Here is a 19,099-nt window from a genome sequence, read left to right as displayed (position 1 = left end):
GTGGCGCTGCGCAGCCACAGCCCGCTGCCGCCGCTGCCGCCGCCGCCGGCCTGGGAGAAGGCATCGCCGCCCGCGCCGCCGGCACCGCCGGTGAAGACGCCGCTGGCAGCGACATCGGCGAGGGGGTCGAGCAGCGTGGCGCCGTGGCCGCCTGCGCCTCCACCGCCCGCGGCCCAGTAGCCGTTACCGCCGGCACCGCCCGCACCGCCGGTGGCGGAGAAGCTGGCCGCAGTGGTGGCGGGGCTCATGGCGTTGCCGATCTGGCCGCCTCCGCCACCGCCGCCATAGCCGTTGCCGCTGGCCTGCGATTGGCCGGCGATGCCGGCGTCGCCCTGCCACACACCGGGCGAGAGCTCGGTGGTGGAGGCACCGGCGGCACCGCCCGCGCCGGGAGTGGCGCCGACGAAGCTGCCGATGTCGGCGGCACTGCCAGCGCTGGGGCCGCTCTCGGTGGAGGCGCCACCGTCGCCGCCGCGGGCGTTGACGCTGGTGTCGTTGAGCCCGCCGGTGCCGCCCTGGCCGTCGCTGCCGCCGTCGCCAGCGTGCAGGGTGGTGTCACCCACGGGCTGGCCACCGGTACCGCCGGCCGCGCCCGCGGGCAGGGCCAGGGCTGCGCCCAGCAGCAGCACAGACAGGGCGATGGCGTGCAGGCGGAGGTCGGCCATCGGGCCTGCGCGGCTGCGTCCTTCGACATTGCCGCCGCCGCGGCCTGGCCGGGCGTGGCCGCGCGAAACTTCGGGTGCCGCCACCCATGCGCCGAGCGAAGGATTCCAGAGGGTTCGAAAAATTCTGTTCATGGCTCTACCTTTTGGCGGCGTGTTCCCCCGGTGACCTGCCAACGGAGGCGTCGCCTGGTGTCCGGACCGGACTGCAAGCGTTTTTTTGCCGTGGAGCCAATGTAAAAATTGCGTCACATGCGGACATGAGCGGTGCGCCCCTTTTCCGGGGAGACAAACGCCCCGCGCGTGCTGGTGCGAACCATGACAAATCGCCTGCCGATGCGGGCAGGCCTGCCTCTCGTCCTACAGGCGCGGCGCCGCCGAGCCCGCAGGATGGGGCCATGAGCAAATGGATCTTTGCAAGCGTGAGCGTGGCCGCGTGGTGCGCGGCCGTTACTGCAGCGGCGGAGCCCGTGAGGGTGCCGGTCGACAGCGACGAGAAGGGCACCATCTACGTGGCGCCGAACGTCAACCCCACCGAAACCTCGGCCTACACCAAGGGCGCCACCATTGGCGTGGAGCGGCCCGACGGCAGCGGCACTTACATAGGCACCGACACCTCCACGCCGCGGCCGACCTACTCGCTGGGTGCGAGCACCGGCGGCAATGTGTCGCTCACGGGCGGCGTGCTGAGCGACGGCAAGAACAACAACGGCGTGAAAGCCGGCGTCACCATCAAGTACTGACTTTCAGCCGATCAGACGAGCGTGCCGTACACGATGAATCCGTCGTGCGAGGCCATCTTGTCGTAGAGCATGCGGCCCGCGGTGTTGGTGACGTGCGTCTGCCAGTACACGCGGTGCGCGCCCACGCGCTTCACATGCGCGTACACGCCTTCGATCAGCTGGCGCCCCACGCCGCGGCCGCGTTCCGAAGGCAGCGTGAACAGGTCCTGCAGGTAGCAGTTCGGCTCGATGCGCGTGGTGCTGCGGTGAAAGAGGTAGTGCGTCAGCCCCACCAGCCGGCCATCGCGCTCGGCCACCAGCGCATGCACCGGCTCGTAGGCGTCGAAGAAGCGCTGCCACGTTACCCGCGTGATCTCTTCCGGCAGCGCCGTGGGGCCCTCGCGCTCGTAGAAGGCGTTGTAGCCGTCCCATAGCGGTTTCCAGCCGGCGTAGTCTTCCGGCACCGGAGCGCGAACCAGAAGGGAAGAAGAAGGCGAAGGGGAAGAAGAGGTCGTCATGCGTCGGCTGCCTGCACGTTGAAAACATGCGATTGCAACACGACTGCAGCCCGCTCAGCGTCCGAAGAAAGGGTTCAGCAATTCTTCTTCGGCCGGCGACTTGTTCTTTTTGGCCACAGGCGCGGGAGCGCCGGCAGCCTTGCGCGGCACCGAAAGGTTGCATGCGGTCGGCACCACCGCCGTCAGCGGCGGAATGGGCGGCAGCACCGGCGGCTCGCCGGCCGGCCCCATCGACTGCTCGAGAAAGTCGAGCATCGCGCGCATGGCGGCGCTGTTGTGCCGGCGCTGCGAATAGGCCGCGTAAAGCCAATGGTCCTTCGGCATGTGCTCGCGCAGCACCGGCACCAGCGCGCCGCGCTCCAGGTGCGACTGCGCCAGCGGCTCGGGCACATAGGCCACGCCCGCGCCGCGCAGCGCCAGCTCGATGAGCGCAACCGCGTCGTTGGCCTCCATGCGGCTGTGCACCTGCACCTCGACCGGCTTGCCCTTGGTTTCGAAAGGCAGGTGGGTGGTGGGCTTTGCCGAATAGCTCAGCACGTCGTGGCGGGCCAGGTCCTCGGGCACCTTGGGAATGCCGCGCTGCGCCCAATAGCCGGGGCTTGCGCACACCACCATGTCGAACGGCACCAGCCGCCGCACGATCAGGTTCATGTCGTCGATGCGCCCGCCAGTCAGGTGAATGTCGATGCCCTCCTCGATCAGGTCGATCTCGCTGTTGGTGAACACCAGGCTCACATACACCTCGGGGTAGAGCTTGATGAATTCGGCAATCACGTCGGACAGCCAGCCCGCAATCAGCCCGTGCGGCGCGCTCATGCGCAGGCGGCCGCGCGGGTGCGAGCCATGGGCCTGCAGGTCGTTCAGCGTGTTCTCCGCCATGGCCACCAGCTCGGCGCTGCGGTCGAGCAGCACCTGCCCCGCATCTGTCAGGCTCAGCGAACGGGTGGAGCGGTTGAGCAGCCGAACGCCGCTGCGCTCCTCGAGCTCGGCCACATAGCGGCTGACCGTGGCTTTCGACATGCCCAGCGAAATGGCTGCACGGGAGAAGCTGCGCCGGAACGCCACTTCGCGGAATGTTTTGATGAGATCGAGGCCGTCCATGGTGGCTGCATTGTTTCAGTTTCCCCGCGCGGCTGCAGATCCAACCCGAGGATTCCCGCGTATAGCGGCAGGCGGCACTTTCCGCCGCCGCGAACAAGGATTCACGCGCATGCCGCAAACCACTGAAGCCGCCATTCGCTCGGTCGAGCGGGGCCTGGTGCCCGACACTCTCGTGCGGCTGGGCATCCGGCGCCTGCTGAGGGCCCGGCTGGCCGAGCTCGAAGGCGGCGCCGCGGAAGAAACCGCCGAGCTCACGGAAATTTTTCTGCGCGAGATGCGCGCCGCCACGCTGGCGCCCTTGCCCGAGAAAGCCAACGAACAGCACTACGAAGTGCCGGCCGGTTTCTTCGGTGCCGTGCTGGGGCATCACCGCAAGTACAGCAGCTGCTTCTGGCCCGAAGGCGCAAAGACCTTGATGCAGGCCGAATCGGCCGCGCTGGAGGCCACCTGCGAGCGCGCGGACCTGCGCGACGGGCAGGACGTGCTCGAGCTCGGCTGCGGCTGGGGTTCGCTCACGTTGTGGATGGCCGAGCGCTACCCCGCGAGCCGCATCACGGCGCTGTCCAACTCGCAGTCGCAGCGTGAATACATCGAGGTGGAGGCCACGCGGCGCGGGCTGCACAACGTTCGCGTCGTCACACGCGACTTCAACGAGTTCTACACGGCCGACCGGTTCGACCGCATCGTCTCGGTCGAGATGTTCGAGCACCTGCGCAACTGGCCGCGCGCCTTTGCCAACGTGGCGCGGTGGCTGCGGCCCGAGGGCCGCTTCTTCATGCATGTGTTTGCGCACCGCGATGCGCCCTACGCCTTCGAGGAACGCGATGCGAGCGACTGGATGAGCCGCCATTTTTTCTCGGGCGGCATGATGCCGGGCGACAGCCTGGCGCTGCGCTGCCAGGACGACCTGCGGGTGCTGCGCCAATGGCGCTGGGACGGCACCCACTACCAGCGCACCGCCGAAGCGTGGCTCACCAACATGGACGGGCGCCGCATGATGCTGTTTCCGCTCTTCAGAAGAACCTACGGCGCCGACGCCGAACTGTGGTGGATGCGCTGGCGGCTCTTCTTCATGTCGGTGGCCGAGCTTTTCGGCTATGAGAGCGGCCAGAGGTGGTGGGTGAGCCATTACCTTTTCGAGCGGCGCGCATGAACGGGCCCACGCGCGCCGTCCAGCTGTCGAACCTGGCCGTGTTCCAGCTCGCATGGTTTGCGGCCGTGCTGGGCGCGGCGCACCAGTTGCCGCTCGCGGGCACGGCGTGCGTTGCGGCGGCCGTCGGGTGGCACCTTCTCGTTTCCGCCCGGCCGGCACGCGAAGCGCGGCTCGTGGCGGTGGCTTGCGCCGTGGGGTTCGTCATCGAGACGGCGGTCGTCCTGCAGGGCCATGTGGTCTATCCGTCCGGGCAGCCCGTGCCGTACCTGGCCCCTTACTGGCTGGTGGCGCTCTGGGGGCTGCTCGCCATTGCGCTGAACGTGACGATGCGCTGGCTGCGCGCGCGGCCATGGCTGGCATGCGTGCTCGGTGCTGTTCTCGGTCCGCTGTCTTTCGCGTCGGGCGTGCGGCTTGGCGGCGCCGAGTTTGTGCATCCGGAACCCGCGCTGCTCACGCTGGCGGTGGTCTGGGCGGTGCTCATGCCGGTGCTGGTGCGGCTTTCGATTCGCTTCGACGGCGTCGGCGTTCCTGAGACGAGCCATGGGTGAGAACACGAGCCTCATGACGGTGGCCCTGGCCGGACTCGGGACAACCGCCGTCCTGGCATTCGCAACCTGGCTCGCCAGCCTGGCACGGCGCGACGCCAGCCTGATCGATCGCATCTGGTCGCTTTGCATCCTGGCCGCGGCGGCCATGTACTTCTTTCTGCTGCCGCCGCAAGCGGTGCCGCGGGGGCTGTGCATGCTGCTGATCGCCACCGTGTGGGCATTGCGGCTCAGCGCTTTCATCAGCTGGCGCAACTGTGGGCATGGTGAGGACCGGCGCTACCGCCAGATCCGCGAACGCAACCAACCGAACTTCGGATTCAAGAGCCTGTACCTGGTGTTCGGCCTGCAGGCTGTGCTGGCGTGGATTGTCTCTGCCCCTTTCCTCGCCGGCATGTCGGCAGCGCGCGAGCTGAACATGCTCGATGCAGCAGGCATGGGGCTGGCGCTGTTCGGCGTTGCGTTCGAGAGCATCGGCGACGCGCAGATGGCGCGCTTCAAGGCCGACGCGGCGAACAGGGGCAAGGTGATGGACCGCGGCCTCTGGCGCTACACGCGGCATCCCAACTACTTTGGGGAGGCCTGCGTCTGGTGGGGGTTGTGGCTCATGGCCATCGCTGGAGCCGGGTGGGGCGGCGCGTGGGTCGCCGTGTCTCCGGTGCTCATGACGGTGCTTCTCTTGAAGGTGTCCGGCGTGAGCCTGCTCGAGAAAGACATCGCCGAACGGCGCCCTGCGTACCGCGACTACATTGCGCGCACCAATGCCTTTGTGCCCGGTCCTCGGCGCGGGGAGCCACGATGAAAACAACCTGCTACCGCGCGGCGGCATGCCTTGCCTGCGCGCTTGCGGTTTCGTCGGCAGCCGCCGCGCCGGCAAGCGACTCGACCTTCAGCGTGTTCCTCGACGACAAGCCCATCGGCGAGCATCGCTTCAGCATCGGTGGCACCGAAGAGGCGCGCAGCGTGGTGAGCGAGGCGAGCTTTACCGTCAAGCTGCTGGGGCTCACCGTGTACCGCTACCGCCATCGCGCCGTCGAGAAATGGCGCGGAGATTGCCTGAGCGAATTGACCGCCACCACAGACGACGACGGCAAGGCCAGCCGCGTGCGGACCGAGGCCGAAGGCGACGGGCTCGCCGTGGTCACCGACGCGGGCCGCCAGGCGCTCAAGGGCTGCGTCATGAGCTTTGCCTACTGGAACCCCGCCATCCAGCGCCAGCCGCGCCTGCTCAATGCGCAGACCGGCCGCAGCGAGAGCGTGCAGGTCAGCCGCGCCGGCGGCGGCACGGTCGAGGTGCGCGGGCGGCAGGTGGCAGCAACGCGCTGGCGCATCGACGGCCCGGCGCAGCCGATCGACGTCTGGTATTCGGCGCAGGGCGAATGGGTCGGGCTCGACTCGATGGTCGACGGTGGGCGCAAACTGGTCTATCGGCTGAAGTGATGCGACGGTCTTTTATTCAACCAACAGAGAGAAACATTCATGTCCATCCGGCAATTCGCCATCGCCTATGCGGCGTCCGCCGTGGTCTTTTTGGTGCTCGACGCCATCTGGCTGACCGTCATGGCCGACCGGCTCTATCGGCCGGCGCTCGGCCATTTGATGCTGGAGCGTTTTTCGCTGGGGCCGGCCGCGGCGTTCTATGCGATTTACCTGACTGGCGTGGTGGTGTTTGCCGTGTCGCCCGCGCTCGGCAGCGGCCGCTGGCTCACGTCGCTGGGGCTGGGTGCGCTGCTCGGGCTCATGGCCTACGCCACCTACGACCTGACCAACCAGGCCACGCTGAAAGACTGGTCATGGACCGTGACCATCGCCGACCTGTGCTGGGGCACTTTCGTCACCGCGGTTTCGGCTGCAGTGGCGGCCAAGGTGACTTTGGCTGTGAGCCGCTGACGCGGCCCGCTACATGCCCACCAGCGCGCCCAGCGTGCGTGCCACCACCCCGTTGAACAGCACCCGGCCGCGCACCGAGGCAAGGCAGATGCATTCACCGCCCGCCTGCACCACCGGCTGGTGGTGAAAACTGCCGTCCGCCTCGTCGAAGTCGCCCGGGCCGAACAGCGCGCGCCCGTCGTGGAAGGTGCCGTAGAGCACCTGCGTGAGCTCGGAATCGCTGTGCGTGTGCATCGGCAGGTTCTTGCCCGCGCCAATGCGCAGCAGAAAGACGTTCGCCGCCGGATCGTCGGGCAGGGTCACGCGGCTCCAGCGCATGCCCGGGCCCAGCCAGCGCCAGCGCGTGGCGGGGCACCCCGCAAGCGAGCGCGGCCAGGTCATGCCGGGCGGAAGCACGGGGTGGGGCGCCTGCGCGGGCACGGCAAGGGGTTTGGGCGATGCGTCGATGGCCGCCATCGTGCGCGCGAGCGCATCGGGTGCCATGGTTGCGGGCGGCAGTTCGTCCAGCAGCGCGCCGCCCACGGCCTCGAACACGCGCATGCGTTCGCGGCAATGCGCGCAGTTCTCGACATGGCTGGCAACGACCACCGAATGGCCGCGGTCAAGGCTGCCCGCCGCATGGGCCAGCAGCAACTCGTCGTCTGGGTGATGTTGAATCGTCGTCATGGTTCGAGTCCATCGAGCAGCCGCCGCAAATGGCGAACGGCCAGGCGCACGCGCGACTTGACGGTGCCGAGCGGAAGGCCCAGCGCCTTTGCAATCTGCGAGTGCGGCTGCTCCTCGTAAAAGGAAAGGCGCAGCACCTGCGCCTGTTCGTCGGGCAATTGCGCCATGGCCGCGCGCACGCCGGCTTCGCGCTGCCGCGTCAGCAAAAGTTCGTCCGGCTGGGGAAGCGTGTCGGGCATGTCGTCGCCGTCGAGCTCCTCCGCATCGGTCGTGCGGTTGCCAATGCGCCTGAAATGGTCCACCCGCAGGTTGCGCGCAATGGTGAAGATCCAGGTCGAAACATTGGCAAGGGCGGGGTCGAAGCTCGGCGCCTTGCGCCAGACGCTCACCATGGCTTCCTGCGCCAGTTCCTCGGCCAGCCCTTCGGAGGTGCCGAGCCGTATCAGGTAAGACTTTACGCGCGGCGCGAAATGCTTGAACAGCGCGGCAAAGGCTTGCCGGTCGCCGTTGCGGGCCACTGCCTGGGCCAGGTTGTTGAGTTCTTCGCTTGTCGGCATCGCGTCCCGGCCTTGATGCAGTGTCACGATCGACAGCCAAGGCGCTCGCGGTCGAACGCGCGAGGAGACCGGTGCCGTGGTTTGTCGGACGGTGTTCATGCTGCTCTTACGCACCGCCGGCGGCATTAGATCACAGCGGTTCTTTGTAATAGGGGCAAATCCAAACCGGCGCTGGCCGCGTACAAGTTGGCACATCTTCTTTTCCGGAGCCCCCATGACGATTGCAGCAGCCTCCGATACGCCCGCGCCGCACATCCAGGCTCCTGGCGGGCCGGCGCTCGATATTGCGGTCATCGGCAGCGGCATTTCGGGGCTTTCGGCCGCCTGGCTGCTGTCTCAGCGGCACCGGGTCACGCTGTACGAGGCCGACAGCCGGCCCGGCGGCCACAGCAATACCGTGCAGGTCGCGAGCGGGGCGGGGGTGACCCCGGTCGACACCGGCTTCATCGTCTACAACGAATCGGCCTACCCGAACCTCACGGCATTGTTCGCGCACCTGGGCGTGGCAACGCAGCCTGCGGAGATGTCGTTTGCGGTGAGCCTGGACAACGGCGCGCTCGAATATTCGGGCAGCGGCCTGGGCGGACTGTTCGCGCAACGTGCCAACCTGGCGAGCCCGCGCTTCTGGTCGATGCTGTACGACCTGGTGCGCTTCTACCGGCGGGCGCCGGGCGATGCGGCGCACTACGGCCTGCTGCCTCTGGACTGCTACCTCGACGCCCGAGGCTACGGCCAGGCCTTCAGGGAAGACCACCTGTACCCGATGGCGGCGGCCATCTGGTCGACCCCCGCCGCGCGCATCGGCGACTACCCGACCGAGGCCTTCGTTCGCTTTTGCGAGAACCACCACTTGCTCAATCTTGGCGGCCGGCCGCTGTGGCGCACCGTGGCGGGCGGCAGCGTGCGCTACGTGCAGCGGCTCACCCACGGCATGGGCGACCGGCTGCGGCTGGACACTGCCGCCGTGCAGGTGCGGCGCGAGGCCGACTCCGTTCTTGTGCTGACCGAAGGCGGAGGCGCGCCGAGGCGGTTCGACCATGTGGTGCTGGCCACGCACGCCGACCAGGCGCTGCGCCTGCTGCCGGACGCAAGCAGCGCCGAAACACGGCTGCTCGGCGCCTTCGGCTACAGCCGCAACCGCGCGGTGCTGCACAGCGACCCGAGCCTCATGCCTCACCGGCGCGCGGTGTGGTCCAGCTGGAACTACATGGCCGACCGCAGCCGAGGGGGCGCCTTGTGCGTGACCTACTGGATGAACAGGCTGCAGGGCATTCCGGAAAGCACGCCGCTCTTTCTTACCCTCAACCCCGTGCACGAGCCGGCGCGCGAGCATTTGATCGGCAGCGAGGTGTACGAGCACCCGGTGTTCAACTCGGCCGCCATGCGTGCGCAGGACGAACTCTGGTCGCTGCAGGGGCAGCGCCGCACCTGGTTCTGCGGGGCCTACTTCGGATCGGGCTTCCATGAAGACGGGTTGCAGGCCGGCCTGGCCGTAGCCGAGGCGCTGGGCGGCTTGCGCCGCCCGTGGACTGTGCCGAACGAATCGGGCCGCATCAAGCTGCGTCCCACCGCTGCGGCGGAGGCTGCTTGAAGCAAGGCTCCGCCCTCTATCTTGGCCGCGTAACGCACCAGCGGCTGCGCCCGGCGCGCCACCGGCTGGGCTACCGCGTGTTCTCGCTGCTGGTGGACGTCGACGAACTGCCGGCGCTTTCGCGCAGGCTGCGGCTCTTTTCATTCAACCGCTTCAACCTGTTCAGCCTGCATGAAAGTGACTACGGCGCGGGCGACGGCATGGCGCTGCGCGGGTATGTGGAACGGCAGCTCGATGCCGCGGGCCTGCGCACGGGCGGCGCCATCCACCTGCTCAGCATGCCGCGCATCCTGGGCTATGCGTTCAATCCGCTCAGTGTGTACTTTTGCGGCCACCCGGAGGGCGGTGGCCTGCAGGCCGTGCTCTACGAGGTGAGCAACACCTTCGGCCAGCGCCACAGCTACCTGATTCCGGTAGACGAGGCGGAGCGCCACGGCGAACGCATTGCGCAGCAGTGCGCCAAGCACTTTCATGTGTCGCCGTTTCTGGATCTCGACATGCGCTACGACTTTCGCGTCGAGCCACCTGATGCGGAGCGCAAGGGGCTACGCATCGGCATTACCGCGCGCGATGCGGAAGGCGCAGTGCTTTCCGCGAGCCTGGATGCGCGGCGGCGCCCGCTGGGCGATGCGTCGCTTGCGCTGGCCTTTTTCTCCCATCCGCTGCTGACCTTCAAGGTCATCGCCGCCATTCACTGGGAGGCGCTGCGGCTGTGGGTGAAGGGCGCGCGCTTCCGCTCTTGCCCACCCGCACCTGCGAAGCCGGTCACCATTGCTGGAACCAAGGACTCATGAGCAATTCAACTTCTTCCACGTCCAGCGGCCTCGAGGCTGCGGCACTCGGCTCGCCCGTGGGGCTTGCTCCAACGTCCTGGATTCGTCGGCCGCTGCGCCGGCTGCTGGCGCGCCTGCTGCGCAGCGTGCACTGCGGCGCCATTTCCGTGGAACTGCCCAATGGCGAGCGCGTGGAAGGCCGCGGCGCGGCGGCCGGCCCGCATGCCGCCATCAGGCTGCACCGCTGGCGGCCGCTCGCGCGCATGCTGCTGCGAGGCGACATCGGCCTTGCCGAGTCTTACCGCGATGGCGACTGGTCGACCCATGACTTGACGGCGCTGCTCGAATTCGGCATTCGCAACGAGGCCGGCTGGGGCCGCGTCTTCCAAGCCTCGTTGCCCGCGAAATGGTTCGGCCGCGCCGTTCACCGCATGCGCGCCAACACGCGCCGCGGCAGCCGGCAGAACATCTCGTTCCACTACGACATGGGCAATGCGTTCTACGCCCAGTGGCTCGATGCCGACCTGATCTATTCGAGCGCGCTGTACGCCACGGGCGGCGAATCGCTCGAAGAGGCGCAGGCGGCCAAGATCGACCGCATTGCCGAGCTGCTTGCACCGTCGCCCGGCGACTCGGTGCTCGAAATCGGATGCGGCTGGGGCGCACTCGCACTCGCGCTGGCGCGGCGAAACGGGGCGCAGGTCACGGGCCTCACGCTGTCTTCTGAACAGCTCGCGCATGCGCAGCAGCGCGTGCAGGAAGAGGGGCTGTCGGCGCAGATCGACCTGCGCCTGCAGGACTACCGCGACGTGCAGGGCCGCTACGACCGCATCGTGTCCATCGAGATGCTCGAAGCCGTGGGCGAGCGCTACTGGCCGGTGTACTTCGACACACTGCGCGAGAGCCTGGCGCCGGGCGGCACGGCGGTGGTTCAGGTCATCACCATTGCGGGCGAGCACTTCGAGCAATACCGCCGCAGCCCCGACTTCATTCAGCGCTTCATCTTTCCGGGCGGGATGCTGCCGACGGTGCGCGCGCTCGGGGCAGAGGCCGCGCGTGCGGGCCTTGCGCTGGAATGCGCCGAATCGTTCGGCCCCAGCTACGCGGCCACGCTCGCCGAATGGCGGCACCGCTTTCTTGCGGCATGGCCGACCATCGAGCCGCTGGGCTTCGACGCCTCGTTCAAGCGGCTGTGGGAGTACTACCTCTGCTACTGCGAGGCGGGCTTTCTGTCGGGACGGGTCGATGTGGGGCTCTTCACGCTGACGCACGCGCCGAGCCAGCCCGCGCCTATACCGATCGTCCGTCGAACTGCGTGACAGGAACCGCCTGCAGGTCGATGCCCTCGATGCAACGGAGATTGATGGCCGCCATCGGCTCGCCCGACGGGGCCTTGGCTTCGCCATAGGGATGAATGCCGCACTCGGGGCAGAAGCGGTGCTTGATCACGTGCTTGTTGAAGAGGTAGACGCTGGTGTCTTCTTCGGGCGTGAGCAGCTGCATGTTGCCGCGCGGCACAAACCACATCAGCGTGCCCTTGCGCTGGCACATGGAGCAATTGCACGACAGGGCCGAGGTGATCTCGCCCTCGGCCTCGAACTTGATGCGGCCGCAGTGGCAGCTTCCCTGGTATTTCATGCGGGGTGTCCTCTCATCCAATAGTTAACCGTTGGGTTGAGTATTGGGAGAATGCGGCGGTATTGTCAAGCGCTGGCGGCGCGCTTCAACTCGGCCGGCGCGTGCCCATACGCCCTGGAGAACGCCCTCGAAAAAGCCGCGGCGCTCCCGAAGCCGGCCCGCCGCGCCGTCAGCTTCACGGCGTCTCCGGCCGCCAGGTGCCGGCGCGCCAGCGTGAGCCGCCAGGAGCTCAGGTACGCCATCGGCGTCATACCCACCGTCGCGCGAAACGCCGACATGAATGCGCTCCTGGACATGGCCGTTCGGTCCGCCAGGTCGTCCACCGTCCATTGCCGCGACGGCGCCTCGTGAATCGACACCAGCGCGCGATGCAGCGCGGGGTGCGCAAGCCCGGCAAGCAGACCGGGCTTCTGCGCACCGGTGTCGATCGCGCTTCTCAGCACCATCAGCATGAGCACTTCGGCCAGGCGGTTCAGGGCTGCGCTGCGGCCGCAGCGGCTTTCAATGGCCTCCGAAAGAAACGCCTTCGCGGTGGCCTCCAGCGCGAGCGACTCCTTCAGCGGCACCGATATCTCGTCGGGCATGGCGCTCATCAGCGGGTTGGTGTCGTTGTCGAAATCGACATGGGCTGCAACACGCACATCAGGCGGCAACGCGCTGAAGCCATGCAGCCGAAAGACGACCCGGGCACCGGCCTTACCGTCCATTTCGTCCTCGCCCGCCAGCAGCAACACCGGCCCGCGCGTGAGAGGCTCGGCGAGCACGGCAACCCGCAGCTTGAACACCTCGATGAACGCCGCAAGACGGTCGGCCTTGGCTGGCTTTGGACTTTGAATCATGGAATCTGGACTCTTCATGATCGCAAGCATGCGATCTTTGAGGCTCGTTTGCAACCACCTCAAAGGAACACCCACATGCTGACCCCCCGCCAACAAGCCCCGGAACTCGTGGTCGATACCCTCGCCGGCGGCCCCTTTCGCCTGGCCGACGACGCACCCGAGCGAATGACGCTGCTGTGCTTCTACCGGGGCCTGCATTGCCCGATTTGCGCCACCTATCTGAAGGAGCTGGAGCGGCTGACCCCGTCATTCGCCGAGCGCGGCGTCAGCACCATTGCCATCAGCTCGGACGGCGAAGAACGCGCACGCGCCATGGCCGAGAAGATCGGCGCCGCCAACTTGCGCATCGGCTTCGGGCTTTCGCTTTTGAAGGCCAGGGAGTGGGGCCTGTACGTTTCGGCGTCTCGCGGCAAGACGTCCATCGGCATCAAGGAGCCGCCGCTTTTTTCGGAGCCAGGCTTGTTTCTCGTCAGGCCCGACAACACCGTTTACTACCTCTCGGTGCAGTCGATGCCCTTTGTGCGCCCCAACTTCGCGGAGATGGTGCAGGCGCTGGATTTCGTCATCAAGAACGACTACCCGGCCCGGGGTGAGTACACAGGCCCGCTGCACGAGCAACCGGCCTGAACAGGTAGTGCTGCCTATTCCGCAGCGATGCCCGCGGTCTTGATGATCTGCCCCCAGCGGCTGAGCTCCGCCAGCTGGAAGCGCGCCAGTTCATCGGGCGTGGAGAGCGCAGCCTCCATGCCGGCCTGTTCGACGAGCTTTTGCACCGCGGGCGTTTCGATGGCGCGGTGCATGAGCGCATTCAGCCGCTGCACCACCGGGGCCGGCGTGCCGGCAGGCGCGTAGAGCGCGTTCCAGTAGCCGAACTCGTAGCCGGGCAGCGATTCGGCAATGGCCGGAACGCCCTGCACCAGCGGCAGGCGCTTGGGGCTGCTCACGCCCAGTGCGCGCAGCTTGCCCGCCTTGACGTGGGGCAGGGTGGTGGCAAGGTCGGCAATCATCAGGTCGGTTTGGCCCGCCACCAGATCGAGCACTGCCGGCGGGTTGGCCTTGTAGGGCACGTAGTTGAACTTGGTGCCCGTCATCTGCTGGAACAACTCGGTGGCCACCTGCGCGGACGAACTGCCCGAGCCATAGTTGAGCTTGCCCGGCGCGGCCTTGGCGGCGGCAATCAGTTCGGCCACGTTGTTGGCTTTGACCTGCGGGTTGACCACCAGCAGCTGATAGCCCTTGGTCAGCAGCGACACCGGCGCGAAGTCCTTGATGGGGTCGTACGAGAGCTTTTTCTGCAGGTGGGGGTTGGCCGACTGCGTGGTGTTGGTGGTCATGAACACCGTGTAGCCGTCTGGCTGGGCACGCGCGACGAACTGCGCCGCAATGCCGCCGAAGGCGCCCGCCCGGTTGTCGACGATCACGGGCTGGCCCGTTTCCTTGGTCAGCTCCAGCCCAATGGCGCGTGCCAACCCGTCGGTGGCACTGCCGGCGCTGGAGCCCACCACGATGGTGATGGGCCGCGCGGGAAAGTTCTGAGCACTGGCGGCGCCGCAGAGCGGAAGGAGCATGGCAAGTGCCAGGAGCGATCGGCGATGGTTCATTGGTTTGTCCTTAATAGTTATGGAGAAAGAGAGAGCGGCAACTTCGAATCCGCGCACTGCCCGAAGAGATCAGCGCAGCAGGTTCCAGCCCGACATGAGCGCATGCAGCTGCCGGTGCTGGTGCTCCGTCAACGGCCATGCCGAAGGCGGACGGGTCGCGCCGCAGTCGTTGCCCATCAACTGCAGTGCGGTCTTCACCACGGTCACGTTGGTGCCGTTGTTTTCCTGGGCGCGAAGCTCTTCGAAGGGCAGCATCTCGCCGATGAGGCGCATGGCCAACGCATGGTCGGCCGCTTCGAGCGCGTTGTAGATGGCCACCGAGCGCTCCGGCAGCACGTTGATGAGGCCCGAGGTAAACCCGCGCGCGCCCACGGCATAGAAGGGCGGCGCCCACACCTCGGCCAGGCCGCCCACCCAGGCCAGCTTGCGGTCGACGGTGCGGCGCATGGCCTCGGCCAGCACCAGCGGCGTGGGCGAAGCCCACTTCACGCCCACGATCTCGGGAATGCGGCACAGCTCCTCGATGGCGGCCAGGCCGATGTTCTCGTTGCGCAGGTACAGCACCATCGGCAGGCCATCGGCCGCGTCCGCGATCTTTCGCAGGTACGCCACCACGCCGCGCGGCGCAACAAAAGGGTCAGGCGGCTGGTGCACCATCAGCGCGTCGGCGCCGGCCTCGCGCGAGGCGCGCGCCAGGGCGCAGGCTTCATGAACGCTGCGGCCCACGCCGGCCAACAGGGGCACGCGGCCCGCAATGCATTCGGCTGTGGCATGCACCATGCGCTCGGCCTCATGCGCCTGCAGGCCGTAGAACTCGCTGGTGTTGCCGTTGGCAACCAGCACATGCACGCCGGCCTGCACGGCACGGTCGACCACCGGCTTGAGCGGTGCAACGCTGATGGCGTCGCTGGCGTCGAAGGGCGTCACCAGAATGCCGGAGATGCCGTTGAGTGCCTCGCGCAACGCGCGGCCTTGGAAAGAACTCATGTCGAATACAGGATTGGAAAATGGATGAAGCGCGGAGAACGGCTACTCTAGGAGCCACCGGCAACAGCGTCCAATCCATACATGGGATGCCGCCATTCAAGATTTGAATCGTGTTCCAGCTCACCCAACTCCGCTGCTTTGTGGCCGTTGCCACCGAACTGCATTTCGGCCGCGCCGCCGCATCGCTGAACATGACGCAGCCGCCGCTCACGCGGCAGATCCAGTTGCTGGAGCATGAAGTGGGCGTGCTGCTGCTCGAGCGTGCGGGCGGCAGCGTGCGGCTCACGCCCGCCGGCGAGGTGTTTCTGCGAGAGGCCGAAGACATCCTGCGCCGCAGCCAGGCCGCCACGCTGGCCGCGCGCCGCGCCATGCGCGCCGATGCCGGCAGCGTGACCATGGGGTTCATTCCCGCGGCCAGCTTCACCATGCTCCCGCAGCTGTTGGCCACGGTGCGCGCCCGGTTGCCAGACGTGCAGGTGATGCTGCGCGAAATGCAGACCGCCGACCAGATCGAGGCCATTGGCGCCGACCGCATCGAGCTGGGCATCGTGCGGCCATTTGCGCCGCGCAGCTTTACCGAATCGGCCGCCATATTCCGCGAGCCCTTTGTGCTCGCGATACCCGCGGAGCACCCGTTGGCGCAGCTTGAATCGATACCGCTCGGTGCGCTCGAAGGGCAGGCCTTCATCGAGTTCTGCCCGTCGGAGTCGCGCTACCTTTATGAGTTGGTGGCCGGAAGGCTGCGCGCCGAAGGTGTCGCGCCCGAAGTGGTGCAAACGCTGAGCCACACGCACTCGATACTGTCGCTGGTGAACGCGGGCGTGGGCGTGGCGGTGGTGCCGCACTCCGCGCACAGGCTGCGCTATGCCGGGGTGGTGTTCAAGCCGCTGCACGATGCGAGCGGCTTCGACGTCGAGCTGCACCTGGCTTGGCGCCGCGGCGGCCGGCATGGCGTGGCGGATACGCTGCGCGTGCTCATCCAGCAGGCGTATCCGGCTCCTGCAAGGCCGTAGGGTCGCCTACTTTGGGACGGGCACTCGCCGGAGCACGTCGTCGTAAGGCGCCAGGTCGAGAAAGGCGATGACCTCGCTCGCGCGCCTGTCCTTCATGCGGAAGATCCACACATAGCTGTTGCTGTAGGGCACGCCGTCGGCCGCGGTGGTGGTGCCGTCCCAATGCACGACCACGTCGTTGCCGTTGGCCCAGATGTCTTTCACCACGGGGCGTATGGGCGCCGACAACCGGTCGGCAAACGGCTTTACCGCACGGTCGAGAAAGTCTTGCCGGCCGCGGTAGGTGCCGGCCACGGGGCTGGTGCCCTTGATGGTCCACACCACGTCGGGCGACAGCACGTCCTGGAAGAAGGTCTTGCCGCCTTGCTGCCACTGCGTGAACGCATCGGCAATGAACTGGCGGTTGCTCTCCGCCACTTGTTGCGACGCTGCGGTATTGGCCGCCGCGTGCAGAGGCACAAGAACGCCAATGCTGAGCAGCGCCGCGGCCAGGGCGGGCGCCCACAGCCTGGAAAGATATCGTGGCTTGGTCATGCAGAACTCCTTTGTCTCGGGTTGAGGGGCAAGCGAACGGGGCCGTAAAGCCGAAGACAAGTCTGCCGCCGCAAGCCCCGTGCCGTTAGCAAGGTTGTCCAGCTTTCTTGTACGATCCTCCGAGAAAACGGGCTCGCCTCAACACTCTTTTCATGACCGATTCGCTGCTCACGTTGAATGCCGGCTCGTCATCGATCAAGGTCGCGCTGTTCGACGCGGCCGCGGGCGGCGGCGCGCTCCCCGTTGCACGCTGGTCGGGCCAGGCCGATGGACTGGGCACTGGCCTCAAGCCCAGGCTGCGAGTGGACGATGCAAGCGGCGGCATGCTGCACGACGCTGCGCTCGAAGGCGACCAGGCTTCGCATCAGGGCGCGCTGGCCGCGCTGCTTGAGTGGCACGCCCGCCAGCACGACGCCACCCGCATTGCCGCGGTGGGCCATCGCATCGTGCACGGCGGCGACAGCTTCATGGAGCCGGTGCGCGCCGATGAGTCGGTGCTTGCCGAGTTGGCCGCGCTGGAGCCGCTGGCACCGCTGCACCAGCCGCACAACCTTGCGGGCGTGCGCGCCGCCATGCAGGCCTTCAGCGGCGTGCCGCAGGTGCTGTGCTTCGACACCGCCTTTCACGCCACGCAGCCCGACGTGAACCGCCGCTTCGCGCTGCCGCGCGCGCTGCACGATGCGGGTGTGCGCCGCTACGGCTTTCACGGGCTGTCTTATGAATCGATCGTGGCGCAGTTCGCCGAACATGCGCCGCAGCTCGCGCAACAGCGCGTGATCGTCGCGCACTTGGGCAACGGGGCTTCGATGTGCGCCATGGCGCAGGGCCGATCGGTCGCGACGACGATGAGCTTTTCTCCGCTCGACGGCCTCACCATGGGCACGCGCTGCGGCCGGCTCGATGCGGCCGTGGTGCTGTACCTGATGCGCTCGCACGGCATGTCGGCTGATGAGGTCGAGAAGCTGCTGTTCCGCGAATCGGGCCTGCTGGGGCTTTCGGGCGTGTCCAGCGACATGCGCGAGCTCGAGGCTTCAACGGTGCCGGCAGCCGCGGATGCCATCGCGCACTTTGCGGAGCAGGTGCTGCAGCACATGGGCAGCCTTGCCGCGGCACTGCGCGGTGTCGATGCCATCGTGTTCACCGGCGGCATCGGCGAAAACGCCGCCGCGCTGCGCGAGCGCATTCTCGAAGAATGCGACTGGCTGGGCGTGAACGTGGATGCGGCTGCCAACGCTGAAGGCGCCACGCGGCGGACCACGCCCGAGAGCCCCGTCAGCGCCTGGGTGTTCAAGACCGACGAAGAGGCCGTGATTGCGCGGCACACCGCGCGAACCCTCAGGCCTGGTAGTTGAGCCTGAGCCCAGGCGTCGGCCAGTCGTCGATGGCAATCAGCCGTCCGCTGCCCGACAGGGTGACGTAGGCCGTGCGCATGTCGCGCCCGCCAAAGCAGATGTTGGTGGTGTAGCGGTCAGGCAGCGGCACGTGCTCGCAGGTGCTGCCGTCGGGCGCGACGATGGTGATGCCGCCGTGCAGCAGCGTGGCCACGCAAAGGTTGCCCAGCGCGTCGGCCGCCATCGAATCGAAGCGCTGGTAATGCCCGCCGGGCGATGCGCAGAGCATGCGCCCGCCGTGCGGCGAGGGCCAGCCGTCCTTGCGCAGCCTGCCGGGTGCCGTGATGTCGAAGGCCCAGAGCCGCGCGCCTTCGGTCTCCGCGTAATAAAGCGTGCGCCCGTCCGGCGACAGCGCGATGCCGTTGGGTGTCATGGCCGGCCGCACGACGGCATGCACGGCACTGCCGTCGCTGTGGCCATGGAACACGCCACCCCGGTCCATGTCGCGCTCGCGCGTCTTGCCCAGGTCGGTGAAGTAGAAGCCGCCTTGCGCGTCGAACACGATGTCGTTCGGCCCACGCAGTGCAAAGCCGTCGACCGTGTCGTACAGCCGCTCGGCCTGCCCGGTGGCAAGGTTCACGCGCTCGATGCGGCCGCCCGAATAGTCTTCGGCCTGGCCCACGGGGCGGTGGCAACCGTCGGCCTCGGTGTGCCAGCGAAAGCCGCCGTTGTTGCACACGTACACCGCGCCGTCCGGCCCCATGGCCGCGCCGTTCGGCCCGCCGCCCAGATCGGCCACCACCTGCACCAGCCCGTCGTGCCGCACGCGCGTGAGCGTGCCGCGCGCAATTTCGACCAGCAGCACCGAGCCGTCGTCCATGGCGATGGGCCCTTCGGGAAACTGCAGGCCGGTGGCGAGTTCGCGGATTTGCATCGGAGGCCCCTTTTTCTTTGCAAGGCCTCCGAGTTTGCTTCTTC

Annotated in this window: 23 protein-coding genes; 12 read left to right on the top strand and 11 right to left on the bottom strand. The window is 67.5% G+C overall.

The genetic code is table 11. The features are described from left to right. Positions 1-797, bottom strand: a 797-nt coding sequence (locus tag V9K97_RS13845; protein ID WP_337318673.1) for an ESPR domain-containing protein, incomplete at its 3' end; no start/stop codon positions are given. 263 nt (positions 798-1,060) lie between these two features. Between V9K97_RS13845 and V9K97_RS13840 the strand changes: the two genes are divergently transcribed. Next, positions 1,061-1,405, top strand: coding sequence for a hypothetical protein (locus V9K97_RS13840; RefSeq protein WP_337318671.1), 345 nt, complete (start codon positions 1,061-1,063; stop codon positions 1,403-1,405). Between the two features lie 11 nt (positions 1,406-1,416). On the opposite strand, the gene V9K97_RS13835 is transcribed toward V9K97_RS13840, so the two are convergent. Beyond that, on the bottom strand, positions 1,417-1,902 hold the full coding sequence (locus tag V9K97_RS13835) for a GNAT family N-acetyltransferase (RefSeq protein ID WP_337318669.1): 486 nt from the start codon (positions 1,900-1,902) through the stop codon (positions 1,417-1,419). A 54-nt stretch (positions 1,903-1,956) separates the two neighbouring features. After that, positions 1,957-3,003 carry a LysR family transcriptional regulator gene (locus V9K97_RS13830; protein ID WP_337318667.1) on the bottom strand — a complete coding sequence of 349 codons (1,047 nt, stop codon included), beginning with the start codon at positions 3,001-3,003 and terminating at the stop codon, positions 1,957-1,959. Between the two features lie 109 nt (positions 3,004-3,112). Between V9K97_RS13830 and V9K97_RS13825 the strand changes: the two genes are divergently transcribed. Genes V9K97_RS13825 through V9K97_RS13805 form a run of 5 tightly spaced genes read left to right on the top strand, consistent with a single transcriptional unit; the run spans position 3,113 to position 6,591 of the window. Continuing rightward, positions 3,113-4,156: an SAM-dependent methyltransferase gene (locus tag V9K97_RS13825; protein ID WP_337318665.1), complete on the top strand. Its 1,044-nt coding sequence runs from the start codon at positions 3,113-3,115 to the stop codon at positions 4,154-4,156. After that, a complete protein-coding gene (locus tag V9K97_RS13820) occupies positions 4,153-4,704 on the top strand; it encodes a DUF2878 domain-containing protein (RefSeq protein WP_337318663.1) in 552 nt (183 codons plus the stop codon). The genes V9K97_RS13825 and V9K97_RS13820 overlap by 4 nt, the downstream gene beginning before the upstream one ends. Beyond that, positions 4,697-5,503 (top strand): DUF1295 domain-containing protein, encoded by an 807-nt coding sequence (locus V9K97_RS13815; RefSeq protein ID WP_337318661.1) that lies wholly within the window; start codon positions 4,697-4,699, stop codon positions 5,501-5,503. The genes V9K97_RS13820 and V9K97_RS13815 overlap by 8 nt, the downstream gene beginning before the upstream one ends. Then, positions 5,500-6,141, top strand: a complete 642-nt coding sequence (locus V9K97_RS13810; RefSeq protein ID WP_337318659.1) for a DUF6134 family protein — start codon at positions 5,500-5,502, stop codon at positions 6,139-6,141. Before V9K97_RS13815 ends, V9K97_RS13810 begins: the two co-directional genes overlap by 4 nt. A gap of 39 nt (positions 6,142-6,180) precedes the next feature. Further along, positions 6,181-6,591, top strand: coding sequence for a DUF2177 family protein (locus tag V9K97_RS13805; RefSeq protein WP_337296864.1), 411 nt, complete (start codon positions 6,181-6,183; stop codon positions 6,589-6,591). 9 nt (positions 6,592-6,600) lie between these two features. On the opposite strand, the gene V9K97_RS13800 is transcribed toward V9K97_RS13805, so the two are convergent. Continuing rightward, positions 6,601-7,257, bottom strand: coding sequence for a ChrR family anti-sigma-E factor (locus V9K97_RS13800; protein ID WP_337318657.1), 657 nt, complete (start codon positions 7,255-7,257; stop codon positions 6,601-6,603). After that, a complete protein-coding gene (locus tag V9K97_RS13795) occupies positions 7,254-7,814 on the bottom strand; it encodes a sigma-70 family RNA polymerase sigma factor (protein WP_337318655.1) in 561 nt (186 codons plus the stop codon). The genes V9K97_RS13800 and V9K97_RS13795 overlap by 4 nt, the downstream gene beginning before the upstream one ends. 214 nt (positions 7,815-8,028) lie before the next feature. Between V9K97_RS13795 and V9K97_RS13790 the strand changes: the two genes are divergently transcribed. Genes V9K97_RS13790 through V9K97_RS13780 form a run of 3 tightly spaced genes read left to right on the top strand, consistent with a single transcriptional unit; the run spans position 8,029 to position 11,497 of the window. Beyond that, positions 8,029-9,405, top strand: a complete 1,377-nt coding sequence (locus V9K97_RS13790) for an NAD(P)/FAD-dependent oxidoreductase (RefSeq protein ID WP_337318653.1) — start codon at positions 8,029-8,031, stop codon at positions 9,403-9,405. Next, a complete protein-coding gene (locus V9K97_RS13785; protein WP_337318651.1) occupies positions 9,402-10,199 on the top strand; it encodes a DUF1365 domain-containing protein in 798 nt (265 codons plus the stop codon). The genes V9K97_RS13790 and V9K97_RS13785 overlap by 4 nt, the downstream gene beginning before the upstream one ends. Further along, the gene (locus tag V9K97_RS13780; protein ID WP_337318649.1) at positions 10,196-11,497 is read left to right on the top strand and encodes a cyclopropane-fatty-acyl-phospholipid synthase family protein; all 1,302 of its coding nucleotides are present in this window, start codon (positions 10,196-10,198) and stop codon (positions 11,495-11,497) included. Before V9K97_RS13785 ends, V9K97_RS13780 begins: the two co-directional genes overlap by 4 nt. Here V9K97_RS13780 and V9K97_RS13775 read toward each other — a convergent pair. Continuing rightward, a complete protein-coding gene (locus V9K97_RS13775) occupies positions 11,469-11,816 on the bottom strand; it encodes a GFA family protein (protein WP_258501693.1) in 348 nt (115 codons plus the stop codon). The genes V9K97_RS13780 and V9K97_RS13775 overlap by 29 nt on opposite strands. Positions 11,817-11,881: 65 nt before the next feature. After that, the gene (locus tag V9K97_RS13770) at positions 11,882-12,655 is read right to left on the bottom strand and encodes a helix-turn-helix domain-containing protein (protein WP_337318647.1); all 774 of its coding nucleotides are present in this window, start codon (positions 12,653-12,655) and stop codon (positions 11,882-11,884) included. A 75-nt stretch (positions 12,656-12,730) separates the two neighbouring features. Between V9K97_RS13770 and V9K97_RS13765 the strand changes: the two genes are divergently transcribed. Further along, positions 12,731-13,282: a peroxiredoxin-like family protein gene (locus V9K97_RS13765; protein ID WP_337318646.1), complete on the top strand. Its 552-nt coding sequence runs from the start codon at positions 12,731-12,733 to the stop codon at positions 13,280-13,282. A gap of 14 nt (positions 13,283-13,296) precedes the next feature. Here the strand turns inward: V9K97_RS13765 and V9K97_RS13760 are convergent, their stop codons facing one another. Together V9K97_RS13760 and V9K97_RS13755 are read right to left on the bottom strand one after the other, a co-directional pair. Beyond that, a complete protein-coding gene (locus tag V9K97_RS13760; RefSeq protein WP_337318644.1) occupies positions 13,297-14,256 on the bottom strand; it encodes a Bug family tripartite tricarboxylate transporter substrate binding protein in 960 nt (319 codons plus the stop codon). 69 nt (positions 14,257-14,325) lie between these two features. Beyond that, a complete protein-coding gene (locus V9K97_RS13755) occupies positions 14,326-15,243 on the bottom strand; it encodes a dihydrodipicolinate synthase family protein (RefSeq protein ID WP_337318642.1) in 918 nt (305 codons plus the stop codon). Between the two features lie 110 nt (positions 15,244-15,353). Here V9K97_RS13755 and V9K97_RS13750 point away from each other — a divergent pair, with 110 nt between their 5' ends. Then, positions 15,354-16,256: a LysR substrate-binding domain-containing protein gene (locus V9K97_RS13750; protein ID WP_337318640.1), complete on the top strand. Its 903-nt coding sequence runs from the start codon at positions 15,354-15,356 to the stop codon at positions 16,254-16,256. A gap of 6 nt (positions 16,257-16,262) precedes the next feature. Here the strand turns inward: V9K97_RS13750 and V9K97_RS13745 are convergent, their stop codons facing one another. Then, positions 16,263-16,790 carry a nuclear transport factor 2 family protein gene (locus V9K97_RS13745; RefSeq protein WP_337318638.1) on the bottom strand — a complete coding sequence of 176 codons (528 nt, stop codon included), beginning with the start codon at positions 16,788-16,790 and terminating at the stop codon, positions 16,263-16,265. 152 nt (positions 16,791-16,942) lie between these two features. Here V9K97_RS13745 and V9K97_RS13740 point away from each other — a divergent pair, with 152 nt between their 5' ends. Continuing rightward, on the top strand, positions 16,943-18,142 hold the full coding sequence (locus V9K97_RS13740) for an acetate/propionate family kinase (protein WP_337318636.1): 1,200 nt from the start codon (positions 16,943-16,945) through the stop codon (positions 18,140-18,142). On the opposite strand, the gene V9K97_RS13735 is transcribed toward V9K97_RS13740, so the two are convergent. Then, on the bottom strand, positions 18,126-19,055 hold the full coding sequence (locus V9K97_RS13735; RefSeq protein ID WP_337318634.1) for an SMP-30/gluconolactonase/LRE family protein: 930 nt from the start codon (positions 19,053-19,055) through the stop codon (positions 18,126-18,128). The genes V9K97_RS13740 and V9K97_RS13735 overlap by 17 nt on opposite strands. Positions 19,056-19,099: the final 44 nt, after the last annotated feature.

The sequence above is a fragment of the Variovorax sp. CCNWLW186 genome, assembly GCF_037203865.1.
Lineage (GTDB): Bacteria > Pseudomonadota > Gammaproteobacteria > Burkholderiales > Burkholderiaceae_C > Variovorax.
Note: the sequence above shows the minus strand (reverse complement) of the source record. Positions and strands in the feature narration are given on the sequence as shown.